Source organism: Flectobacillus major DSM 103 (assembly GCF_000427405.1).
Lineage (GTDB): Bacteria > Bacteroidota > Bacteroidia > Cytophagales > Spirosomataceae > Flectobacillus > Flectobacillus major.
Genome location: NZ_KE386491.1, coordinates 1,661,981 through 1,685,319 on the forward strand (window position 1 = coordinate 1,661,981; position 23,339 = coordinate 1,685,319).

The 23,339-nt window shown below is 41.4% G+C and carries 10 protein-coding genes and 2 tRNA genes; 7 read left to right on the plus strand and 5 right to left on the minus strand.

Annotated features, from left to right (window positions below; genetic code table 11):
- Window positions 1–12 precede the first annotated feature (12 nt).
- The 3 genes from FLEMA_RS0108660 to FLEMA_RS0108675 all read left to right on the plus strand — a co-directional run bounded on the left by FLEMA_RS0108660 (window position 13) and on the right by FLEMA_RS0108675 (window position 9,237).
- Window positions 13–6,192 (plus strand): hypothetical protein, encoded by a 6,180-nt coding sequence (locus FLEMA_RS0108660; protein ID WP_026995129.1) that lies wholly within the window; start codon window positions 13–15, stop codon window positions 6,190–6,192.
- Window positions 6,193–6,259: 67 nt separating this feature from the next.
- Window positions 6,260–8,422, plus strand: coding sequence for a fibronectin type III domain-containing protein (locus FLEMA_RS0108665; protein WP_026995130.1), 2,163 nt, complete (start codon window positions 6,260–6,262; stop codon window positions 8,420–8,422).
- A 326-nt stretch (window positions 8,423–8,748) separates the two neighbouring features.
- Entirely contained in the window at window positions 8,749–9,237 is a 489-nt protein-coding gene (locus tag FLEMA_RS0108675) for a DUF7004 family protein (protein WP_026995131.1), read from the plus strand.
- 185 nt (window positions 9,238–9,422) lie between these two features.
- On the opposite strand, the gene FLEMA_RS0108680 is transcribed toward FLEMA_RS0108675, so the two are convergent.
- Window positions 9,423–9,496, minus strand: a tRNA-Arg gene (locus FLEMA_RS0108680).
- A 456-nt stretch (window positions 9,497–9,952) separates the two neighbouring features.
- On the opposite strand from FLEMA_RS0108680, the gene FLEMA_RS0108685 reads away from it, so the two are divergent.
- The 4 genes from FLEMA_RS0108685 (at window position 9,953) to FLEMA_RS0108700 (ending at window position 13,686) form a co-directional block, all read left to right on the plus strand.
- Window positions 9,953–11,569: an ABC-F family ATP-binding cassette domain-containing protein gene (locus FLEMA_RS0108685; RefSeq protein ID WP_026995132.1), complete on the plus strand. Its 1,617-nt coding sequence runs from the start codon at window positions 9,953–9,955 to the stop codon at window positions 11,567–11,569.
- 63 nt (window positions 11,570–11,632) lie between these two features.
- The gene (locus FLEMA_RS0108690) at window positions 11,633–12,085 is read left to right on the plus strand and encodes a hypothetical protein (protein WP_026995133.1); all 453 of its coding nucleotides are present in this window, start codon (window positions 11,633–11,635) and stop codon (window positions 12,083–12,085) included.
- Window positions 12,086–12,221: 136 nt separating this feature from the next.
- Window positions 12,222–12,298, plus strand: a tRNA-Arg gene (locus FLEMA_RS0108695).
- Between the two features lie 170 nt (window positions 12,299–12,468).
- Window positions 12,469–13,686 carry a site-specific integrase gene (locus FLEMA_RS0108700; protein ID WP_026995134.1) on the plus strand — a complete coding sequence of 406 codons (1,218 nt, stop codon included), beginning with the start codon at window positions 12,469–12,471 and terminating at the stop codon, window positions 13,684–13,686.
- 91 nt (window positions 13,687–13,777) lie between these two features.
- Here the strand turns inward: FLEMA_RS0108700 and FLEMA_RS0108705 are convergent, their stop codons facing one another.
- The 4 genes from FLEMA_RS0108705 to FLEMA_RS0108720 all read right to left on the minus strand — a co-directional run bounded on the left by FLEMA_RS0108705 (window position 13,778) and on the right by FLEMA_RS0108720 (window position 23,328).
- Complete coding sequence (locus FLEMA_RS0108705) at window positions 13,778–15,202, minus strand: hypothetical protein (RefSeq protein WP_026995135.1); 1,425 nt, start codon at window positions 15,200–15,202, stop codon at window positions 13,778–13,780.
- 1 nt (window position 15,203) lies between these two features.
- Window positions 15,204–20,666: a tape measure protein gene (locus FLEMA_RS76045; RefSeq protein ID WP_026995136.1), complete on the minus strand. Its 5,463-nt coding sequence runs from the start codon at window positions 20,664–20,666 to the stop codon at window positions 15,204–15,206.
- A 68-nt stretch (window positions 20,667–20,734) separates the two neighbouring features.
- Window positions 20,735–21,253 (minus strand): hypothetical protein, encoded by a 519-nt coding sequence (locus FLEMA_RS0108715; protein WP_026995137.1) that lies wholly within the window; start codon window positions 21,251–21,253, stop codon window positions 20,735–20,737.
- On the minus strand, window positions 21,253–23,328 hold the full coding sequence (locus tag FLEMA_RS0108720; RefSeq protein WP_044171141.1) for a DUF5977 domain-containing protein: 2,076 nt from the start codon (window positions 23,326–23,328) through the stop codon (window positions 21,253–21,255). The genes FLEMA_RS0108715 and FLEMA_RS0108720 overlap by 1 nt, the downstream gene beginning before the upstream one ends.
- Between the last annotated feature and the right edge of the window lie 11 nt (window positions 23,329–23,339).

The following is a 23,339-nucleotide window of genomic DNA, read 5'->3' on the forward strand; positions in this document are numbered from 1 at the left end:
TCATTGATTGCCATGAAAAAAATACTATTAATCCTTTTATTGGTATGCATTGCTCTGGTCGAGAACTTTGCCCAGCAACTCAATGGCATAACTGTTCAAACGATTTTTCCACCACCCTATAGCCCACGATTAAAAGATTACGCTCCCGATGGTAGCAATAACTCGATGATTGTGATATTGACCAATACTAACCCCAATCCTGTACAAGTAAAACTATTGGGCGAAATCAAGGGGCAAAACAATGGTGTACGAGCCATCACAAAGGCCAATTATCAGCCATCGGGGCCATTGACTATTCCGGGCAATGGTATTCCATTGCAAATAGAGCTTTTTGGCTCAAACCAAACGATGTTCAATGAAGACAATCTGGATATTTCGGGAATAGAAACCCAAACTCTCATTTCGGGCTTGATTCCACAAGGTTATTATGAGCTTTGTATCAAGGTTGTGCCTTTTAATCAGCTTCCGGCCAATCTCAACGGTAGCGAACCCAAAGGTTGTGTAATTATTCCTATTACTTATATAGAGCCCCCACGCACTACCTCGCCGATTTGCGATGCAGGAAGGGCTATTCCAGCCACAAACCCCCAAAATATTGTATTCAACTGGACACCCTGTGTAGGCAATATTGCGGGGGCTCGTATCAACTATGATTTTTATTTGGTAAAAGTACCCGATGGGCAAAACCCCAACGATGCCATTAACAATGCCATAGAAAGAAATGTAGGAAACCCTTTTGTAGAAAAAGATTTACAAGTTCCTAATTTGATTTATGGTGCCAACTCTCCCGAATTGTCGGAGGGGCTTTATGCTTGGGCGGTAGTAGCGAAAGACAATAATGAGAAGGTTTTTCTTCAAAACAACGGACGAAGTGAAGTTTGTGTATTCAAGGTAGGCCCACAAGGCGAACGGGTGAGTCCTGAAGCAAGTACCGTAAAATGTAAGAATGCTCAAATTCCTGCCGACTTGGTGGCGGTGAAGCAAACTACTCTGGTAGGCAAAACCATTAAACTAGGCAATTTTGAATTGAGTGTCGACCAAGCTGCCGAATCGGTCGATGGTTGGGCTGGCAATGGCCGAATTACTTGGAATTATGTACCAATCAAGGTAAAATTCACCAAGCTGAAAGTCAATGCTTCCGACGAAGCTATCACAGGCTTGGCCGAAGGCAGTACCGAAGGCTTTGAGATGCCTGGCGTTACAAAACCCGACTTGTCGACCTACAAAAACATTAGCGTTGATTATCTAAAACAATATACTTCTACCTTAACCTCCAAGCTTTGGCAAGATATTAAAGGGCAGTTGGCGGTTTCGTTGCCGATTGGGTATGATGCAGGGGCAGGGCTAATAGGTATCAATTACATGACCATAGCACCCGACGGAGCAGATATGGGTGCATTGCTCAATGTAAAAATGCCAGAAGATAACTCGTTTTTGTCGATGGCCGCTACCGAAATGTGTATGTTGCCTAATAAACTTTTTCCGAATAATGCCGTATTGTATTTGGTCAAAGATTTTAAACCACCTTATACACCAATTACTTTCAAACAAAGCCATTACCCAGCCAACGACGGAACGTATGCTATTCTTACGCCCGATTCGGTGAAGCATGTACATGTAGAAGCCGAAATAAATTTGGGGCAAAATGTGTTACAACTCAATGATAGTGAGGGAAATGTACTGCCAGGCGATGTGATTTCGCAGTTGAAATTTGATTTTAATCGCTGGAGTGACTGGGTAGCTACTATTCAACTTCCCACTTTTGGTTTGAAAGATGCTAAAGGCTTATCGGTAAAAGGGTTGGAAGCATTTTATGACCATTCCGATTTCCGCAACCCCATGAATTTTACCCCACCTGCCGAATATGATGGCGACAGAGGAAATACCTTTATGGGGTTATACTTGCATAGGGTCGATGTCCTGTTGCCAAAGTCGCTCGGAGGTGGTAATAGTCGTATGAGTTTTGCCGCCCAACAAATGATTTTCGATAAAGATGGCTTCACAGGACGTTTTACGCCCTCTCGGTATCCGTTGTTAGATTATACCACTGGCAGAATGGGTAAATTAGCCTTTGCAATTGATTCTTTTGAAGTATTAATTGTCAAAAATGCTCTTATCAGAGGTTCGATGGTAGGCAAAATACAGCTTCCTATAAGTACCGATATGCTCGACTACTCGTGCAATCTTCGTAATGGACTCGATACCGTTAGAATGGTGGTTAAGCCCAAGGCACAAGGGTATAATGTTCCTATTTTCTTGGCCAATATGAAAATCTATCCTAATTCATCATTCTATGCCAATTTTGTAAAAGATAAAGACCCCGAGATTTCATTTGATCTCAATGGCGAAATGACCATAGATGCCAAAGCACCGATAGATTTCCTTGTTCCCGACCTTGTATTTGAGAAGTTTTCTATTTCTAGCCTAAAATCAAAAGGAGGCGACGAAATGGGTAATACGGGTATTTATATCAATACAGGCAACTGGAATTTGGAAGGAGGCTTATTTGGCGATAACAACAATGGAGGAAATAATAACGGAGCAAACAACAACGGTAGAGGAGGCCCTTCACTTTTGGACAACGAGGGTTATCCTGCAATGGCAGAAGAAGGTAAAAATCAGAAGCTAGGAGGTTTCCCGATTCAGTTGATTCCACCAAAATTTGTTAAAAACAATATCGGCTTAGGGCTAGAGTTTGGGGTAAAAATAAACGTAGGTGGCGAAGAAGCAAGCCTTGCCAATGCCACAGGTACAGTACAAGTATTGGGTAATATAGAGGTACAAAACGGAAAGCTTACACCAGTTTTTAAAGGGGTTTACCCATCCAGATTCACCATTGCAGGTCAGTTTGGCCCGGCTCATGTAGAAGGCGAAATAAAAATGTTTTATGGTAATGCCCAGCATGGTACAGGACTCAACGGATGGGCTAAGGTAAAAATCCCAAGTTTGGTAGCGGTAGAAGCTAGTATTTTATTTGGTAAAAAAGATGACTTTTTCTATGGCTATATGGATGCCAGTGTAGTCACCAATCCTGGGTTTGTGATTGTACCACCACTTACCTTAACAGGTTTTGGCGGAGGCTTGTATTTTAATATGCGTCAAGATGGTAGCATAGGCGAAAAATTAGAAAGTAAGCCACTTACTGCCGAAGAAAGAAGAGACCTAAGCAGTCAACCAGGCGTAACCAAGTCGGGGTTGGTATATGTGCCTCAGCGTGGTGCTTGGGGGCTAAAAGCAAGGGTATATCTATCATTGGCCGATGCCCGACTAATGACGGGTTCGGTAGGAATGGAAGCAGGGTTTAGCAACGGTGCATTGAATAATTTTAATGCCAATGGCAGAATCAATGTAATTAGTAAAGACGGTATGCCCGACGACAACACTGCCTTGGTACAAGGTAATGTAGCATTTAATTATACTGCTACGGGCAATTATGATGTATCGGCAGATTTACAAGTCAAAATTCTGACTGCTTCGGTACAAGTTCCGTTTAGAATGCACTTCTCGCCAAGAGAATGGCATATCAAATTGGGCGACCCTTATGATGTAAACCGTAGGGTATCGTTCAATATTCTGGATTTGAATTTGGCGGTAGTAAAAGCCAAAATTGGAGCGAATTTTTATATGGCTATGGGTAACGATTTGGGCGATATGCCTCCTTTGCCTAGTCCTGTAGAAAGTTTTTTAGGTACAATTCCTAACAATGCCGATGCACAGCGAAATAGCCAAATCAATGCTGTTAAAAACGTAGGTGCTGTAGGCGTTGACAGCGATGGTAAAGTAACCAGCGTTCCCGATTTTTCGATTTTGGTAGGAGGGCAGTACAACGGCTTGTTTGAAGCCAATGTGGCTATTCTTTCGCTCAATGCTCAGGCTATTATAGGGTTTGATGCAGCATTGACTCACGGTGTTGTGTGTTCAGAGGGTGGTAGTACAGCAGGTGGCTGGAACGGCTGGTATGCACAAGCCCAGCTATATGCCTACCTCAAAGGTGGAGCTTATATCGACCTCGATGTGTGGTTTGCGAGTGGTAAATTTGCTATTTGTACACTAGAGGCAGGTGCATTGCTCAAGGGCGGTCTGCCTAATCCAGCTTGGGTCAATGGGCGTGTAAAAGTACAAGGAACGGTGCTTGGGCTTATTAAAGTAAATACAGGTTTTGATATTTCTTTGGGCGAGCAATGTACCCCCCAATACCAAGAAGGTAGTGGCTTGGACGGTATTGCTATTATTGGTGATATATCACCCAACGGAGGCGAACCCGTAGAAACCGACGAACCTATTACGGTTTCATTTAATACTTCTATTGGCGAAGATTATGAAATAGGAATGCCAGATGGTTCTGTTAAGACATACCGTTTCAAACTCAAAAACTATTCTCTTACCTATGCAGATAGCAAAAATGGAGGAAAACTGACAACGTTCGATGGTTTTGCCGAACCAGAATGGGTCAATGATAAACAACAATTGATTTTGAATAAAAACAAACATTTTGCCTCAACCTCAAAACACACATTCACGATTGCTGTGGCCATCGACGAAGTAGGAGGAGGACAAGCCAATGCAGGCAAATACGAGGAGCGTAAAGCCGTTTTTACCTCAGCCAAACAGCCTGATTATATCAAATTCAAGGATATCGAATACACATGGCCATTGGAAGGACAAAACTATTTCTTGAAAGGACAATTACCTAAAGGTCTGATTCATGGGCAAATTCCTAGTGAGGCCTTCAAAGCAACCCTCGACGGTGAAGGTAATGGTACCGAAAATAGCATGATGCAGTCAATAGGTGGAGGGTATGTATATAATGCCGTATTTATTCCAAAAGATGGAGGAGATACCCTTACCACAAGCGTTACCTACGATAACCAGTCTGACGTAACTTTTGATATTCCTGCAGGTTTACAAAATGAAAAGGTATATCGCATGGAAATCAGAAGAATCTACAAAAATGGACTGAAATTAGGTAGTGCTGTCAATACCATGTTGGCCAATTCTATGATACGCAACAAGGCTACAGTAGGGCGTATGTCTTTTATGCTTAGAGACAAAGAAGATTATTTTTATGTTAATCAAAACTCACTAGCACCAATCAAAGCTGGTGCTAGTGCTGCCACCAGAACCAAAGTGGTATATGATATTGTATTCAAAACCAGTAAATACAATACTATCGGCGAAAAACTAGCAGCGGTAAACTTTGAAAAAGGCGAATACAAAAATACCAACAATAGCCAATCCAACGACTATTTGGTATTTGACCTAAAACCTTCAGGTAGCAACAACGAAAACTTTGACGATGCCGAATTGTTTGGCTATAATCGCAACGGCAGGGCTATTCCTGCATTGCTCAAAGTTACAACCACCATCAAAAATAGTGGTTATGAAGCCTATTTATTGCGAGAGGTATATACGCCTATTGTAAACTTTGGAGCTAAAAATGTCAATATCAATTATGGCTATCAAGAATGGCGGAAACAAATAGGGCTTGGTACTCCCGATAATGCCGTTGCCGTTGGACGACAACTAAGCTATCTTAGTTCAATAGCTAGTATGCAGACAAGTACATCTTTTAATATAGGCTCTAGTGTAAGCACACTCAACAATAGCTCAGCCTCTAGTTCAAGCAATACCGGTGGTATAATCAAGTCGATAGGTACACCAGTTATTGGCTCAGCCATCAATTTTAGTAGAATAGACAATATCATAGGGCCAGACTTCTTCGCTTTTAGTCTTGAAGAAGAACCCACTCGTGCTTATCAATTTACCTACCGAGTAGACCATCTGGCTTATCATGATTTTTATGCTGTAAAATTATTTGGGGCAAAAATGAATACAAATCGTCAGATTTTAAGAAACTATTTGGGCAATTGGAAACAAGTAAGCAGCTTCCCTTTCAGCTTGTCGTATGGAGGAATAGACATAAGCAGTAGTAGCAAAAGCCTAACCCTTTTCACTACAAGTGCCAATATGGCTCGTAATTTCAGCGATAGCGACATCGACCTTTATAATAATTACCAAAGTGCTAATTATTATGACTTTACGCTTCGTACACAGGGGTCGGTAGGCACTATCAGGATTGATTATAAGCCTACAGCGTCGTCGCCAAGCTTTGCTGTTGACAAAAACTTCACATTTGGTACTTCGCAGATTAGCTTGCCTCCAGTTTCGCCACGCAACTATTTCAAGTTTTAAATTTCAGACCTCAGGGGAATTACTCAAGCGTAATTCCCTAGGTTTCATATTCAAAATATTTATTTCTATGAAACGCATTTTTGTACTCATAGCCATTTTGACAATAACAGCTTTTGACATTGTGATGGCACAAAAAAATAACAATATCCTTTCCAATGAAAAAGCCAAAGTTCCTTCTATTCAGTTGCTTACTCGTAATTATGGCGACTCAATAGTACTTCGGTGGGCACCTACAAAAGCCGCCCACTGGTTGGTTTCTACCAAAAAGGGTTTTAGGGTACAACGTACAGAAGTTACCAAAAATAATCCACAAGGTACGTCGGTGATGCTAACCCAAAGCCCCTTACGCCCCATGACCTTTGAGGTCGTAAAACAACATTATTCTAAATACGACAATTATGTGGGGGCCGCTATACAAGCCCTCTACGATACCAAAACAAATAGCGAGTTTAAAGCTGATTTTGCCAATATTCTCAAAACCACTACTGAACAAAACAACCGCTATGCTACTGCCATGATGGTAGCCGATTATAGTAAAAATGCCGCCACGGTACTAGGGCTAAGAATTGTAGATAAATCGCCCAAAAACCAAGAAGCTATTTATGTGTATAAAGTTTGGATAGATGATACAGAAAGCATAAAAGGGAATATCCCCAAAGACACCGCTTCGGTGGTGGTAATTCCCCAAGAAAAATCAAAAGTTTATGCTCCGCTTACAGCAGGAGTTATCAATGGTGACCGACAAATTACATTGCGTTGGTATCGCATGAACATTGATGGGCAATTTTCAGGTTTTTTTATTGAAAGAAGTGAGGATGGTACTTTTTTCAAAAGACTCAATAATACGCCTTTTGTACAGTCGCCTGCCGATGCCGAATACCTAAAAAGAGATACGGTATCGTACAGAGGTATTAAAGACCCTAGTTTGGCTTCCACATTTACCGATTCGATAGGCGTAAATTATAAAAAATTTTATTACCGAATTGTAGGTATAGATGCCTTTGGCGAGCTAAGCCCAAGCTCTGATGTGATGGAAGGAATAGGCAAAGACTATACTCCACCTACTGCCCCCAAAAATCTTAAAATAAAAGTGGTAGACAATAAAGTGGCTATTTTGACTTGGGAAAAACACAAGCAAGAGGCCGACTTAAAAGGATATGCGATTGCACGTGGGGGCTCAGTCAATGGCCCATTTAATTTTGTAAAGCAAGACCTGCTGTCTACTCAAACCCTAACTTTTACCGACCCCGACCCACAGCCTTATACTGGCAATTACTATATTGTTGGGGCAGTAGATACCGCTGGTAATGTCAACTACACATTACCCGTAGTAGCCAATATCGAAGACCGTACACCACCAAGTGCCCCAACCAACATTGTAGCCAAAGCCGATGCACAAGGCCGAATAAAAATACAATGGGCCAATAATCCCGAAGCCGATGTTGTAACCTACAAAGTGTATCGTTCTTATCGTAAAGAGAATAAAGCTTATACTCAAATCACTCCCGATGGCACAGCCTTGGCCGAATTTGTAGACTCCTTACCCGTCAAAAACCTACTCAATAAAGCCATTTATTACAAAATTGTGGCCATCGATCTAAGTAACAACCACTCGGGGTATTCGGTAGCATCGCAGGCCATATTGCCCGATACCAAAGCTCCTACAAGCCCTATTATCGAACAGATTACTATCGAGAAAAAAGGAGTGAAGCTAACCATTATTCCAAGCTCAAGTAACGACGTATCGGCACATACGATTTACAAAAAAGAAGACAAAGGAACATGGCAGGTATTCAAAAAAATCAATGGACTCCTCAACAGTAGCATAGTTGTGATAGATTCGGCAGTAAAAAACAATCAACATTATTATTACAAAATCGAAGCTATTGACTATGCAGGCCTCAAATCGCCAGAAGCGGTAAGTACTCCAATTGCTTTTGTAGGAAATACATCACAAAACCTTATCAATAACCTGGTGGGTAACTACGATGTCACTACCAAAGCCATTCAGTTAAAATGGACCTGCGAGGCAAGCAATATATCACATTATGTAGTTTATCGCTCGTTTAATCAATCAGGCTTATCAATGTACGAAACCGTAGAAACAGGTCGGTTTGTTGATAAAAGTGCCATCCAAAACGGTACATTTGAGTATGCCGTGCGAGTTTATTTTAAAGATGGCACCAGCCATAAACTTACGTCTCCTATTAAAGTAGAAGTACGACAATAGGGCTATATATAGCTTCTTGCTAGTTTTCTAATGAAACCCTTTACTCATATTTTAGTTTTATCAATAGTCTTTTGAAAAACAAGCAAGGATGAATAAGTATTTCATGTTTTTTCCTCTTAGCAAGTAAACCCATTTGCCTGCTAAGAGGAATACAGAACAGCTATATTCAAAGCCAGATTTTAATTATGTTTTTATACCAAAATCGGTTTGAATTTTATAAATTAACTCAATAATATAAGAGCTTTCATGACGAATACTTTTACTAGCAAACAAATGGTGAAAGAAGGGTTCTACATTGTGAAAATTAAAACAGAGGAGATTCTATAATGAAAAGACTAGTAAAACATCTACAGAATAATAGAGTTGTGGTTTTTGACACAGGTAAATTTGATGATTGGTGTGTTTATGTTGTAGAAAATAATGGTAGCCGAAAAGCCCATTTTGATGAAACGTACTTTAGTGATTTACACACAATATCGTATAAGTATGATAATAACAAAGTGTATCATGATTTTGTAAAGATTTATGAGCAAACCACCAAGGCAATAGACCCCGTAGTACTAACCTTAATCGACGAAATTGTAGAAACATATTATCAGGAAGATAAGCTCTTAGTGGAACAATGGTTTACCGTCATCTATGCAGGGATGATAGCAGAAGAAAATAAGGAAAAAGCAATATTAAAGAAAAGAGTTAAGAGATTGGGAATGCATCAGGTATTGATATTGAATATACCCGCAAAAGAGGCCGCAAGATTTAGTTATGGTAAAAAATGGAGAGAGCTAGACGCAATCATGAAATCCATAGGGTTTTGAAAATCAGCACTCTAGCGTAAAGATAGTCGGTGAATACCCTCAAAATACACACCTCTTTTGAAGGTATCAAGCGAAATACACCACTTCCCCAAAATACAATCACACTCATAAAGCCAATATACCTATGTGGAAACAAAAAAAGCGAGCTAAATAGCTCGCTTGTAAGTCATTGAATATCTAAGTTGTGGTCTCGTAGGGATTCGAACCCCAAACCTCCTGATCCGTAGTCAGGTGCTCTATCCAATTGAGCTACGAAACCTTTTTCCTTTCTTACAGCGTTGCTGTGTTTCGGGACTGCAAAATTAGAAGTTTGTTTTTAAAATACAAAATATTTGAACAAAAAAAGTGAAAAATAATTTTGCGAAATATGCCCTGAGAGGCTACTTTAAGCCTTTTTTTGACAAAAATGGCATATTAGTAGTGCTGTCAATCATCTATACGTCAATCAATTATAGAGGCCATTAACCTTTCCTTGTCTTTTGTATAAATCACACCCATTTAATAGAAAAAAAAATGAATAATTACCAAAATACATCACAGGATTTCAAATGAAATACGAATTAAAATCAAGAATCTAAGAATGATTTTGTAATTTTGTACTTTCTTTAGAAAAAGCAAGCAAATACAGTTGATATGTCATAATAAACCATTTGCTGTCTTTTTTATCTACTTTTTCTAATAGTCATTCTCAATTTATAATTCTTAATTCTAAGGAATGCTTACCGTATCGAATGTATCTCTCCGTTTTGGCAAACGGGTTCTTTTTGAAGATGTTAATATTAAATTTACTGAAGGCAACTGCTATGGCTTGATTGGTGCCAATGGTGCTGGAAAATCTACGTTTCTAAAAATCCTTTCGGGTGAATTAGAATCTCAGACAGGTTCGGTTTCTATGAACCCAGGAGAGCGTATGTCTATCCTTAAACAAAACCATTTTGAGTACGAAGATTATTCGGTACTTCAAACGGTTATTATGGGTAATAAACGCCTCTACGACATCATGCAGGAAAAAGATGCGATTTACCTAAAAGAGGATTTTACAGAAGAAGATGGTAACCGTGCTGCTGATTTAGAAGCTGAATTTGCAGAAATGAATGGCTGGGAAGCTGAATCGGATGCTGCGATGCTCTTGGGCGGCTTGGGTATCAAAGAAAATTTGCACGAAGTTTTACTGAAAGACCTCAATGGTTCTGATAAAGTAAAAGTGCTATTGGCTCAGGCTCTGTTTGGCTCGCCCGATATCCTGTTGCTGGATGAACCTACCAACAACTTAGATATTGAATCTATTCTTTGGTTGGAAAACTTTTTACAGAATTTCAAAAATACAGTAATCGTTGTATCTCACGACCGTCACTTCCTCGATAACGTTTGTACACACATTGCCGACCTTGACTTTGGTAAAATTCAGTTATATGGTGGTACTTATACTTTCTGGTATGAGTCGTCGCAATTGGCTGCCCGTCAGCGTGCCGACCAAAACAAAAAGACTGATGAAAAACGAAAAGAATTAGAAGAGTTTATTCGTCGCTTCTCGGCCAACGTTGCCAAGTCAAAGCAAGCTACTGCTCGTCAGAAAATGTTAGATAAACTACAAGTAGAAGATATTAAGCCTTCGTCTCGTCGATATCCGTTTATCAACTTTAAGCCTGAACGTGAAGCTGGAGACCAATTGCTTTCTGTAGAAGGGTTGAGTGCCAAAACTGAAGATGGCACATATCTTTTCAAAGATTTAACATTTAGTATCAATAAAGGTGACAAATTAGCAGTTTTATCAAGAGATTCGTTAGCGATTTCGGTGTTTTTTGATATTTTGATGGGCGAACGCAAGCCCGATGCAGGCGAATTTAAGTGGGGAGTAACTACCACACAAGCTTATTTACCAAACGACAACGCCAAATATTTTGATGATGCTAGCTTAAATTTGGTAGACTGGTTGCGTCAATATTCTACAGAAAAAGACGAAAGCTTTATTCGTGGATTCTTAGGCAGAATGTTGTTCTCAGGAGACGAAGCTTTGAAAAAATGTACTGTTCTTTCAGGGGGCGAAAAACAACGTTGTATGTTTAGCCGTATGATGTTGTCTGGAGCGAACGTATTGCTATTTGACGAGCCAACCAACCACTTAGATTTGGAGTCTATTACGGCCCTCAACAATGGAATGGCTGATTATTCAGGAACAATGTTGTTTACCTGTCATGACCACCAATTGACACAAACAGTAGCAACACGTATATTAGAAATCGGTTCTAAGGGCTTCCTCGACAAATTAATGACCTTCGACGACTATATTTCGGATGCTAAAGTAAAAGAGCAAAAAGAAAAAATATATTAATAGTTTAATAAACGCCCTAGAATATAAATCTCTAGGGCGTTTTACCTTTAATCCCAGTTAATCATGAAAAAAATCGTATTCTTCATTCTTACCTTTGTAGTAGTATTGTCATCATGCAAAAGCAACGATGACAACGTAACCCCAACCAAAACAAATAAGGAATATATTTCGGCCAAAACATGGATACTCGATGAGTTGTCGAGCGGAGGTGTTATTACGATTTATAAAAAAGGAGCTACTACCAATCTATATGATTTCAGTAAATTAGAATTAGTGCTAAAATCCGATGGAAGTGTAACTGGCACTGATTACTTAGGTCAGGCTATCAAAGGCGGTACATGGGCAGTCAATAGCGATCAGACCAAAGTAATATTTACGAATGTCAATATTCAAAGTTTGATACTATCTGGCGAGTTTACGCTCAATAAGATTAATGATACCAATTTTGATGTTAGAGGCAATGTTTCTTATGAAGGACAAAATATAGATGCCATAGTAAAGTTAATAGCAAAATAAATTTAGGCTGTAAGGTGTCTTATTATCAGTAAATTACAATTTATTTTCAAAATATCTTACATTTTGTTTTGTATTTTAAAAACAAACTTCTAATTTTGCAGTCCCGAAACACAGCAACGCTGTAAGAAAGGAAAAAGGTTTCGTAGCTCAATTGGATAGAGCACCTGACTACGGATCAGGAGGTTTGGGGTTCGAATCCCTACGAGACCACCAGAAAGAAAACCTGATACGTTCAGGTATAAGCATTAAGCCTCACAATAACATTGTGAGGCTTTTTTGTTTTCGTACTTTTGCACCACGTTGCACCAGACGACACCAGAAAGAAAAAAAGTTACACCAAAAAGGTGCTAGTATTGTTACACCACTGATGTTACACCAAAATTATGTCTGCTATATCTTTTAACATTGAATTAGACCCGAAAGAAAAGAAAAACGGGAAACATGAAATACGCATCAGAATGAGTCAAAATCGCAAGCATAAGCGGTTTAATATTGGCTACGCTATCGAAAAAAAGCTCTGGAATACCGAAAAACAGCAGGTTAGAGCTACTCATCCACTGGCGACTATCATAAATGCTGCTATCCAAACAAAACTGATGGAGGTGCAAAAAGAGTACCTTCAATCTGTCCCGCTCGAACAGCCTATTTCTATAGCCGAACTCCAGAAAAAGGCAAAGCGTGATGTGTCTGGAGGTGACTTTGTTTCGTACTTTAAGGAGCGTTTAAATACTTATGAAAACGGGTCAACTCGAAGAACGTTAGAAAAAGTTCTTACTAAACTAGAAACATATCTAAAGGGAAAGGAACTCTACTTTACCGAAATCAATCACGATTTTCTGGATAACTATGTAATTTATCTCCGAAGAGTGCTTGGTAACTCTGATAGTACCATACACCATAATGTAAGGACACTTCGAGCTATATTTAACCAAGCGTTGGTGTCTCAGCGATATGTACCAAAAGGTATATCCCCATTTTTTGGATACAAATTATCCAAAGGAAAAAGTAATAGAAGTAAATTAAACATAGAGGAGATTGAGAAGATTGAAGCTTTTCAACCTGCTGAAGGAACTAATCTTTTCCATGTAAGGAATTTCTTTTTACTCTCTTATTATTTATTAGGTATGAGAGTTTCTAGTATGATTAAACTTAAATGGACCAACATAGACGGAAATCGTTGTAAATATCATGCAGCAAAAGGCGACAAGCCTATGGATGTCCTTATCCCACCTCAAGGGTTAGAAATCTTAGAATACTATAGGAATGAAAATAAAAGAGGTTCTGAATATATTTTTCCTTTTCTTAAGAAGGGTGAGAAAATTGACCCTTCATCCAAAGAAGATGCAAAAAAGCTAGAATCTATCACAGCAACTGTCAACAATAATCTTAGAAAACTAGCCAAAGATTTAGGCATTGAAAAAAAGATTTCTACTCACGTTGCAAGGCATTCTTTTGCATATACTGCTCGTAAGAGGACAGGAAATGATATATATGCTATTCAAAAAGCTCTCGGTCACAGCTCTGTGTCTGTTACCGAAAATTATTTTGGTAGTGAGGAGACTGTTGAGGCTGATAATTTATCAAAACTCATGTTTGATTAGCCAATAAAAAAGCATTCTCATAAAACGAGAATGCTTTAACAATTAATAGTTCTACACCTATTATTCTTGATACGTGTCATATATTAAAAAGTCACCTAATCCAAGCCTCAACCTCGCTTGCTTCTGAAAGTGGCAATTGCGTTTTGATAGAGGCTATATAATAATCTCGTCCTTTGTGGTGAAAGGCTATATTTGCTCCTGAGGTTCGGTGGAAGTCGGTATCTGCAAGGTCCAATGCACTTAGGTTGATACTGAGGGGACGCATAGAGGCTGTTAGCCTCCAGCTCTCGTATTCATGCCAAAAGTTATCTACTAGGTTGTTAGCTCCATGCCAGGCTAATCGAATACCAGGCATTTCGTTGGTGGCCGTTGGTAAGCCGCTTACCATACCGTTCCAAAACAGTATTCGGGTTTTGAAAGTGTTCGAGCCTTGATTAAGCCTTGTCGAAACTCCCGCCTGTTTCGTAATTGCTAGCCCCGTGGCCGTATCTTTTGCTAGTGTGCTTATCCTCGTTTTGAGGCTGAACAATTGCCCTGTAATGCCCGCTTGAGGAGTTGTGTATTTCTCAAAATCGGCTGGAGGTACTTTCATTAGGTCGTCGTTGCTCTCTCGTTCCCAGTCCAGCTCCAGACGGTTGAGCTTTTCGGGGGTGCGTCGTTTGGATGGTGCCACTTTGCCCGTCAAGTTCAATCGGGTTTCGCTATTCATTAGTGTTTTCCCGAATTTGCCTACTAGCTTTCGGGCCTGTACGTCGAAGAAAAACACCACGTTGAACAGCTTGCGTAGGTCCAGCAAAAAATCTACTATCGTTTGCTCTTCGGGCAAATGGTTGGCGTACTCGATAGTCGTGCGGTCGTCGAGCGAAAAGGTATTATACACAAGCATTCGCTTGTATAGTTCGCTTGTGAAAAATTCCCCTTCTACTGTGAAGTTGCAAAGCGCTTGCATTCGCTCGAACAAATACCGGACAAATAGCATAGGTACTTTGGTGTTGTCGGCTATGTATGCTCCAGCACTGTAGTCGTTCATTCGCCCTGTATACCAGGGCGACGGCTCGTTGCCATAAAACCCACTGTTGATTACTACAGGCAAGGCGTATTTTGCCGTATTGTAGTCTACATTAGCCACAAAATTGGCAGGGATAGCCTCAGCTCCCAAAGGCAACTTATTGAAAGTTGTGTGTTGGTAATCGCCAAAAAACTCGCTTAGGTTTTGCGAAAAAGCGACTATGTAACCGTCTTCCGACACATCTACGAGGTACACAAATCCGCACTCTATTAGTACACCATAGGCATACTTTTCGCACAAATACTGCACCTCGCTAAGCTGACTTTGGGGCAAATAGTACCAGTTGAACAATTGGTCCGATACTGGCGAAAATGGTACTACAAAGTCGTTGACTTTCGACCCTTGTACAGTCGAAAAATCAAAAAGGGGGTTGTATCGCTCCAACACTACTTTGTTGGTGCTTTGCCAAGGCACTTGTTTTCCGTCTATCAACAAATAGAAATCCATATTATTTCAAGTTTGATTTGGCCGTATTGGCTTCTATTCTGCCAAGGGCGTGCAGAATATCGCCTGTTCCGGTTGACTTATCTCTAATTTCATCAAGTTTTCGGCTATGTAGCTGAAGCTCCGACAACATGTAGCGTTGTAGCATCATCGCCGTAATTCGGTTATTTCGCTCTTCGTTTCGCCATTCGTTTTCTGATTTGGCTTTGGCATCATATAGCTGCTTTTTGTGCTTAATACTTTCGTCGAAAATATCTTTTTGTTGCTCCATGATTTCGTCAAGGGCCACATTCCAAAAGTTATTATTGGAAATAGCTGCTTTCTGGTCAAATTCTAGCTGCTTTTTCAGGGCCTGAACCACCAAAACAACCCCTTCTTTTTGCGATTTGTCGAGGGTATCTAGCTTTTCAGCGTGTTTTTCAAGCAGCTTTCTTGAGTCTATAACATTTGCCTTTATGGTGTCGAAGGTTTTGCCGTGGCTTATTAATACGTCGTAGAAAGTGCGGGCAATTTGGGCAATCTGGTTATTCCCAACACTCGAAAACTTACTATTTTGGTTGTTGGCATTCTTCAGCAAATCGCGCATATCAGCGGTATTTTGCTTAATTTCGGCCATATCTTTCGCCGATTTTTTCGACTCCTCCATCATTGCTTCAGTGTTGGCAGGTGTCATTGATGCCCCTGAGCTGGAGGTATCGCTATTGGTATCTATTGTTCCGCCATCCTCAAACATCCGCTTACCCGAAGCCGTCAGTATACCCCCATTGGCCATTGTAATAGGTGCACCATTTTGGTACATAGAGCTTTTCAATAGCTTATCTACAATAGGGCCATTGTTTTTGTAGGTGTTACGGCTCAGCACCATTACAGGCTCACCGCCCTCGATTTCGCCTACCTCTTGTCCTGTACGCCTGTTAATCATCGCAATACCCGCTTCGCCGTATTTGCTCCCGTGGCGGTCGCCCTGGCTCACAAAGGCATTACGAGGAATAGAAGCCCCCGAAGCCGCAAAAATCTTACCTTCCGAATCTACAACACCACCCTTTCGTCCTTCAAATTTTTGTCGGGCAATAGCCGCAATCTGAATTCCTCCAGCCACAGCTGCTAAGGCTGCCATAATAGCACCAATCGGCCAGCCAAACATCGCAAAAGACTTCAACGCTGCCTGAGCTGTATTAATGGCAGCCGCAGCAATATTCATCTTCTTTTCTCGCTCAAAGGCATCTTTTCTTACCTTCAGCTCTTTGTTCGATGCGTCCTTGTTGATAGCATCGCGCTGCTTCTCAAACTCCTCTTTCGATATTTTTCCCGAATCGTACTGCTTTTGCCAGCTTGCTATTTGGGTATCTTTTTCGGTTTTGATTTTGGCTAACTGGCTTTCCAAAAACTGCTGATTGAGCTGCTTGAGGGTATTAATTCCCTGCAAAGCAGCATCCGAAATCTGCTGTGTTTTTTCTGAAAAATCCTGAAGCTTTTTGAGGTTGGCATCCTTATCGTTTTTGACCTTATCAGCCAAAAACTTCATAAACGACGTAAAATCGCCCTTCATTGCTGAGTTCAGGCCCTCAAAAAACAGCTTGTTGTTTTCTTCACGCTGCTTATTTTGCTCTTCGTTCAGCTTGGTTTTGTTTTGCTGAAAAGTCTGTTCTTCGCTCGAAAGCTTCGCCTTTAGCTTCGAGTCGATATTCTCCATTGCCACCCTACGCTGGTCGGTATCGGCAATACTTTCTGCAATCCGGGCTTTTTCGGCGGCCGCTTCGTTGGCCAACTGTTGCTGCTTATATCGCCATTCGGTTTCGAGTAGGTTGCGTTTGGCATCCCACATCTCGGCCGAATTCCTTTTTGTAAGGTCGAGGGTGTTTTGTGCTTTGGCAACTTCAGCCGAAAACTCGGCATCAAAAAGGGCTTTGGATTCCTTCAGACGCTCGTCTCTTAGCTTTTTCTCTTCAGCCGCTGTTTTGTCGCGAAACTTTTTATCTTCATCTTCCTTCTTTTTGAGAAAATCGGCCTCAGCCTTGCTCACTTCAGCTATTCGTTCTTTTTCAAGGTTTTCGAGAGCTTCGTTTTTCTTGGTCTCATTAGCTAGTGATGTCTTGATTGCCTCAGCGTCCTGCTTGTACTTGAAGTTGATTTCTTCTACTTTGCGTTTTTTCTCGTCGGCAATTGCCTTAATCCGCATCGTTTCGAGCTTCTTATCTAAGTCTTTTTCAGCCTTTTCGGTATCAGCTCTAAGTTTGTCATCAGCCTTTTTTTGCTGAGCAAGTTGCTTTTCTTTCTCCTTTTGCTTTTTCTCAAGTTCTTTTTTCTCGGTTTCTGTTTGCTTTTGCTGTGAAGCAGTATGTTTTTTTTCAACACTACTATTCAGTTCGGTATAGAGCTTATCGACAACCTCCTGTGTCTTTTTGGCTCTATCTTCCTCATTTTTAGCCGTTTTTTCAATCGTCTGAATCCTTACCGTAGCCTGTTTGTTGAGTGCTTCACCCTTGATAGCGGTTATTTTATCGTCGTGTTCCTTATTGATTTTCTGAATCTCAACAAGTTTTTGAGCTTCACTTATATGCTCATTTCTAATCCGTTTTTTTGCCTCTTCAAGCTTCTTGTTTTCTGTGTCGATAGCCTTATCTAGGCTATCTTTCATAGTATTAATATTGACCTCCGAAATAGTTTTTGTCCAACTGTTCTGTATGGACTTCATATTATTATCGAAGTTCTTTTGCATATTGTCAAAAGTAGCAGAGGTATCTATCTGAAAATCAGCCCCGAAAAAGTTAGCAACTTCCTTGCCTTTGTTGATGATTGCTGTCATGCTGTCGTAACCAGCCTGCATTACAGCAATGAGTACCCTAAAGGGTGTACTAGCTGCTTGTATGGCTATGGCCAGTGCATTGATTACCTGTCGAAGTGTAACACTTTCCTCCGACACAGGTAACATCGACTTGAAAAAGCCTGCATAACTTTCGATTAGATTATCTACTAGCTCACCGATATTCTGAAAAATAACAACAATCGGTTCTGATTCTGTGAATAGACCTTTCACAACATCAATCCCCGAATTCATTACATCAATCAAAAACCCAAAAACAGGCTTCAATCCTTCGCCAATGGTCAGTTTTAGGCTATCAAAGTTGTCGCCTAGGTTCGACACCCTACCTTCAAGGGTTTGGCTAATTGCCGCCATACCACCAGCTACACCCTCTAGCTCGCCAAAAGAGAGTATAGCTTCCTGAATAGCTTCGGGGGTATTAGCTACCGTTTTTTGAATGCCCTTGAAGCTGAATTCTACCTGGTCGCCCGACTTGGAGGCTTGAATACCAAATTCTTTCAGACGCTCGAACTCTCCAGTGGCCGCATCGAGAACGGCCTCGGTGAGCTGGTCAAAGCTCTTACCTTGCGAGGCTGCTATGTCGCCGAGTTTTTGCATTTCCTGCATCGACGGCTGAATGCCTCGGTTGATATACTTCACATAGCTTTCGGTAAGTTCATCTACTGAAAAGGGAGTTTCAGCCGCAAACTTTTTAATGTCGCCCATGGCCGCAGAAGCAGCTTCCTGCGAGCCAAGCGAGTTTTTCAATACGGCCTCGTACTTCTCAAATTTGGCGGTAGTCTCAAAAATCTCCTTGCCCAGCTCCATCACCTGCGATGCCGCACCCTGAGCCATGTCCAACAACCCCGAGCCTGTGAATACGCCAATGGCCGACGTTTTCATTTTGTCCCACAAAGATTCTTGCTTGTCTACCTGGTAGCCAAGGTCCTTCATGGCCTTTTCTACGTTCTCGATACGGCCATTTACCGTCTTTAGCTCCTCTAGCTTATCTAGCCATTCTTTTGAGCCTACGGTAAGTTGGTGTAGTTCTCCCTCCAGTTTTTTGGAATGTGCTTGTAGCTCACTCAGCGAAGCCGTATTAAGGTCGATTTCATTGCCAAAGCCTTTCATTGCCGCTTTGGCGTTGTCTATCATACCATCTACTTTCTGAATTTCCGATAGTTTGTCGAGCCATTCGTCCGAGCCAATCGTAAGCTGATTGAGCTGGCCATGCAGTAGCTTAGAATGTGCCTGTAGTTGTTCCATCGAGGCCGTATTGAGGTCAATTGTACCTCCAAGCCCTCTCATAGTATTTTTTACATCATCGATTCTAGCATCTACCTCTCTTAGCTCATCTAGTTTTTCCAACCATTCTTTTGAACCAACTGTTAGCTTATTCAACTCAGTATTGATTTGTCGAGAATGTGCTGTTAGCTCATCCATAGAGGCATTATTAAGGTCAATGACTTTCGCATTACTCTCAATTTCATCGCCAAGCCCTTTCATGGCTTTTTTTACATCATCAATTCTAGCGTCTACCTCTCTTAGCTCATCTAGTTTTTCCAACCATTCTTTTGAACCAACTGTTAGCTTATTCAGCTCAGTATTGATTTGTCGAGAATGTGCTGTTAGCTCATCCATGGAGGCATTATTAAGGTCAATGACTTTCGCATTACTCTCAATTTCATCGCCAAGCCCTTTCATGGCTTTTTTTACATCATCAATTCTAGCGTCTACCTCTCTTAGCTCATCTAGTTTTTCCAACCATTCTTTTGAACCAACTGTTAGCTTATTCAGCTCAGTATTGATTTGTCGAGAATGTGCTGTTAGCTCATCCATGGAGGCATTATTAAGGTCAATGACTTTCGCATTACTCTCAATTTCATCGCCAAGCCCTTTCATGGCTTTTTTTACATCATCAATTCTAGCGTCTACCTCTCTTAGCTCATCTAGTTTTTCCAACCATTCTTTTGAACCAACTGTTAGCTTATTCAGCTCAGTATTGATTTGTCGAGAATGTGCTGTTAGCTCATCCATGGAGGCATTATTAAGGTCAATGACTTTCGCATTACTCTCAATTTCATCGCCAAGCCCTTTCATGGCTTTTTTTACATCATCAATTCTAGCGTCTACCTCTCTTAGCTCATCTAGTTTTTCCAACCATTCTTTTGAACCAACTGTTAGCTTATTCAGCTCAGTATTGATTTGTCGAGAATGTGCTGTTAGCTCATCCATGGAGGCATTATTAAGGTCAATGCCCTTAGTATTATCCTCGATAACCTGTCCGAAATTTTTTATTGCATCTTTGGTATCAGCAATTTTTGTATTGACAGTATTAAGCTCCTCCAGCTTTGCAAGCCATTCCTCTGAGCCTACTTTCAGCTTATTGATTTCAGACTGGAGCTGTCGTGAACGGGCTGTTAGCTCATTCATCGAGGCATCGTTGAGGTCAATATTGCTCGTGAACTCCCTTAGCCCAGCATTCACCTCACGTTGTCGCAACTTCAGCTCATTCCAAGCCTCAGACCCAACCTCGCCAGCCTCCTTCATATTTCGGAGTTCCTTGTTGATTTCTTTTGCCTCAGCCTTTAGGCTTTCGAGCGTTACTTTCGATTCTTCGTCCTCGATTTCCAGAACGACTTTCGCTTTCTCTACAAATTCCATATCCCACGTTCAAAAAAATAGTCACACTGCAATTTGCAATGTGACTATAATACTTTTCTGTTCGCTATTTAGGGGTTGCCAGCAAGTTGCTGTGCCACCTGCCAGCTCGAAAACTCAGAGGTTAGCCAGCGTAGCCTTTTCTTAGCCACGTTGACCATCTTCATTTTGTTTTCGTTGTACCATGTACCTCTATACCCTCGGTTTTGATTCACAGCAATTCTTTTGCTCCTTGAGAATGCCCATGCCAGCCTATTCACATCCGAGATAGTTACTACTCGTTTGTTTTTGTACCCAGGCGTAAACGGAAATTTTGAAGTACCCGTTTTCTCGATGAAAAATTCCATCGCATCTACAGGCGGCATATGATTACTATACCTCAACACCTTCATGTCCTTGTATCTACCATATCCATTATATACAATTTCGCCCGCTATGCCACTCGCTTTCTTCACTACAAAACGCTCGAAGTTGTCTTTCAGCTCTCCCGTAAGAACTAGCCTTTTGTATTCGATAGCGTCCTTGAACATCTTCTCACTTTCGGCCATAATCTCTGTCATGACCTTTTCTAGTTCTGCATCGTAGTTCATTATTCTACCGATAGATACACCATAGCCCCCGATGGAATAGGGGTTGGCAATAAAACCCTTATGTAATAGTTGTTGGCCTGAAATTCGCCTGGTGTAATTACCCTTGTAAGTTGCAATACCCCATTGTAGTACAGCCTAACAGTACGCTGTACTGTATTGCCTGCAATTACCATTTGGTAGGCATACGTACCTACATTGCAAGGGAAAACACAATCATTGGCCCCTTGTGGATACTTAATTGTACCTGCATTGGTATTAGCCTGCAATGCCCAGCCTACACCAAAGGCAATATCGGTATAACTGCCCGAATATGTGCCAAGCCCACCGTACAGCTGCCCTCCGGCATCGCTACCGGCTTTGTCGTACCAGCGGTAATTGAATGAGCCAGCCGGCACACCTGGTACCAGGTAGGTTTCGGGCGACACCGAACACGTAGCCCCGTTGGCAGGGTCGTTGGCATAGGCTTGTGTATTGAGCCTGCCCCAAGCTGCTTCAGCTTTTGCATTGGCATCGGCTTGGCTAAGCTCCGAGCCATACGCCCCTGCTGGTACAACAACAAGGGCCTTGCTACCGAACTGTCCTACAGAGCAATTATTTCGATGAAACGACCCTATTCGGCTAATTGCTGTAGACAAATACGGGGTTGTGGCCACACTACAAGCCGACGTTGGCACTGGTGGTATATACCCCTCAGTATCGGGTGTGTTAGCCTTAATTTCGTAGGGCTTCACACTAGCACCATCGTCCTTATAGTATTTTTCTATAAGATTGATTTGCTGAAAGCCCGCACGTCGGCCGTTGGCATCTAGCACACATCCGCCAAACTGGTACGGTCGCCAGCTTGTGGGCCGTTCTACTTTGGCCGCAGCAATAGGCAGGGGTGTCACGTTAGTTTCTCTGTTGGAGTACTCAAAGGTAAGTTCACGAGCTGTCAAATTATCGTCGTCCTTATGCTTCAACAATGAATCGTTTTTGACCACTAGGGGCACATATTCCCTATCGCTAACAAGGATAATTTGCCGTGTAAGCATAAGGTCATGATACTGAAAAAGGGTGTTTTTTTCTATCCAGCCCGTATTAATTACGAGCTCTCTTATGCCCGTAGTCTTATTGATAGTTCGCTCAGCAAAAGTTGCAGAATAGTAGAAAGGTTGTTCCCGTTCAAAAATCTGCCTTTCTACCTTAATACTTTCGCTTGCTTGTCCTGTAAGGCATAGGGTATCAAAGCCCCCAAGGCTATTTTGGTAGAGGATATACCTAATATTTCGCTCGTACGAATAATCAAGCACATATTTTCTAGCTTCGGTAAGGCGTTGGTTAGCCTCGTCCGACAGCCAAACTCGATACGACACCACGACTTTGGGCAAGTTGCCAAGCAAAAGCACTGTTGCCCCTACAGGTATACAGTACACCGCAAAAGTCAGAATACCCGACAGCTCTGAGCCTGTCATTATTTCGGAGGTATTGTCTTCGTACTGTACTTCAATCCTAAGCTTAATCTTCGAGGGGGTTGGTGATATATTCGACAGCCAGTACAGGTATTCGGGGGCATCTTGCCGTACCTTTTTTTCAGTATTTTGAAAGGTCAAAAACGAGCGTCTAGCACCTATATAGTCGGTGAAAAAAGTATCTTTCCACTCTTCAAAATACTCCTCCTGAATACCGCCCTTTATGGCCCAAAGCATCTGATTGGTGCCAGTTTGTACAGTGGTAGCCTGCTGAGCCTTGTGGCTCGTATAGAAATTAATAGTTGCCGAAGGGCAAACCGATATTTTGGATTGCCCAAAGGTAGGAGGCTTCACACTTAGGTAAGAATCTATCAGCTCCTCGATACTGAATGTAGCACCAGCAAAAATAGTAGAAGTGCCTATCATATACGGGGGCTGTTCGCTAGCCTCCAGTGTAGCTTTTTTCTCGAAATTGGAAGCACGATAATAAGCAGGAAGAAAAATATCTAAGTAATATCGAATACCCGCCCTAGTAGCTGCTTGAGGGTCGAAGGCATCAACATTAATTTCTATAGGGTTTCGACTAAGGCACATCGGCTCAAATGTCGAATTTGAAAGAATATCCATATCATTAGTGT

Bases quoted from the DNA above. Each gene is read 5' to 3' on its own strand.
- FLEMA_RS0108660 (WP_026995129.1), top strand. From the start codon at position 13: ATGAAAAAAATACTATTAATCCTTTTATTGGTATGCATTGCTCTGGTC.
- FLEMA_RS0108665 (WP_026995130.1), top strand. From the start codon at position 6,260: ATGAAACGCATTTTTGTACTCATAGCCATTTTGACAATAACAGCTTTT.
- FLEMA_RS0108675 (WP_026995131.1), top strand. From the start codon at position 8,749: ATGAAAAGACTAGTAAAACATCTACAGAATAATAGAGTTGTGGTTTTT.
- FLEMA_RS0108685 (WP_026995132.1), top strand. From the start codon at position 9,953: ATGCTTACCGTATCGAATGTATCTCTCCGTTTTGGCAAACGGGTTCTT.
- FLEMA_RS0108690 (WP_026995133.1), top strand. From the start codon at position 11,633: ATGAAAAAAATCGTATTCTTCATTCTTACCTTTGTAGTAGTATTGTCA.
- FLEMA_RS0108700 (WP_026995134.1), top strand. From the start codon at position 12,469: ATGTCTGCTATATCTTTTAACATTGAATTAGACCCGAAAGAAAAGAAA.
- FLEMA_RS0108705 (WP_026995135.1), bottom strand. From the start codon at position 15,202: ATGGATTTCTATTTGTTGATAGACGGAAAACAAGTGCCTTGGCAAAGC.
- FLEMA_RS76045 (WP_026995136.1), bottom strand. From the start codon at position 20,666: ATGGAATTTGTAGAGAAAGCGAAAGTCGTTCTGGAAATCGAGGACGAA.
- FLEMA_RS0108715 (WP_026995137.1), bottom strand. From the start codon at position 21,253: ATGAACTACGATGCAGAACTAGAAAAGGTCATGACAGAGATTATGGCC.
- FLEMA_RS0108720 (WP_044171141.1), bottom strand. From the start codon at position 23,328: ATGGATATTCTTTCAAATTCGACATTTGAGCCGATGTGCCTTAGTCGA.